This is a genomic window from Micrococcus sp. LASM2_SD2 (assembly GCF_057364565.1).
In genome coordinates, this window is record NZ_JBNFOB010000397.1 from 1 (window position 1) to 1,167 (window position 1,167).

A 1,167-nucleotide genomic window follows, 5' to 3' on the forward strand; every position below is an offset into this window, starting at 1 on the left:
CGGAGACGGGGACGCGAGGTCCGACGGGGACGGCGACGGGTTCCGACGGGGACGGCGAGGGGGCCGGCGGCAGACGCGCTCGGCGAGGGCGGGGCCGACGGTGAGGGGGCCGGGGTCGTCGCCCCCGACGCCGACGGCGAGGCGGAGACCGTCGTCGTGACGGAGGAGCCCGACGTGGACGGGACAGGAGAGGGCGTCATGTCCGGGGACGGGGCGACGGTGGCGTCCCTGCCCGGCGTGGGCGCCGCGGAGTCGGTGCGATCGGCACCGCATCCGGACAGGACGAGGGCCCCGAGCAGTGCGGCGGCGGCGAACCGGTGGCATGGACGACGACGGACGGACACGAGGCTCCCTCCCTGACGGCTCGGCGGACGGCACATCGGCCGGCCGCGCTGGACGGACAGGCGATCCGCCCCCACCGTGACCTCGGGCACAGTGTGAGCACAGCTGGATCATCCAAGGGGAACAGCTTACGTCCGTGGCGGCCGTCGTACCGGCACACGTCCGGGGTCACGCCGGGATCGATGCCGCATCGTGACCCGCGGGGACGGTCTCGGCCCCGCAGGGCCTGCGCCGACGCCTTCGCCGGGGATCAGGCCGATGCGGGGATCGTCGCCGCCTCCAGGGTGCCGGTCGGGGACGGGCTCGCCGACTCGGACGGCGCGGCGGACGTGGTGGGGGAACCCGACGCGGTGGGCGTGGCCGAGGCTGTGGGGGTGGCCGTAGGGGTGCCAGAGGCTGTGGGGGTGGCCGAGTCCGACGGTGTCGGGTCGGGGGACTCGGTGGGCTCCGGGGACTGCGAGGGCTCGTCCGACCCGCTGGGGGACGGTCTGGGGGACTCGGTGGGCTCCGGGGACTGCGAGGGCTCGTCCGACCCGCTGGGGGACGGGGCCGGCGACTCCGAGGGCCGCTCCGAACGGCTCGGCGACGGGCGCGAGGACCGGCTGGGCTCCGGCGACTCCGACTCGCCGGAAGAGGCGGACGAGGAGGGCGTGGTCCCGCGCGACGAGGACGAGGCGGACGAGGAGGGTGCCTGGGACGAGGACGGGGCCTCGGAGGTGGACGGTGCCGCGGAGGTGGAGGGCGCCCGGGACGAGGACGGCGCCGAGGTCGAAGGCGCGGCAGAGGTGGACGGCGCCGCCGACTGAGCGGGCCGCAGCTCCAGCG

Annotated in this window: 1 protein-coding gene; it reads left to right on the plus strand. The window is 76.7% G+C overall.

Annotation, left to right across the window (positions count from 1 at the left end; all coding sequences use genetic code 11):
- Positions 1–746 precede the first annotated feature (746 nt).
- Positions 747–1,148 (plus strand): hypothetical protein, encoded by a 402-nt coding sequence (locus AC2W7A_RS12680; RefSeq protein ID WP_485991645.1) that lies wholly within the window; start codon positions 747–749, stop codon positions 1,146–1,148.
- Positions 1,149–1,167 lie beyond the last annotated feature (19 nt).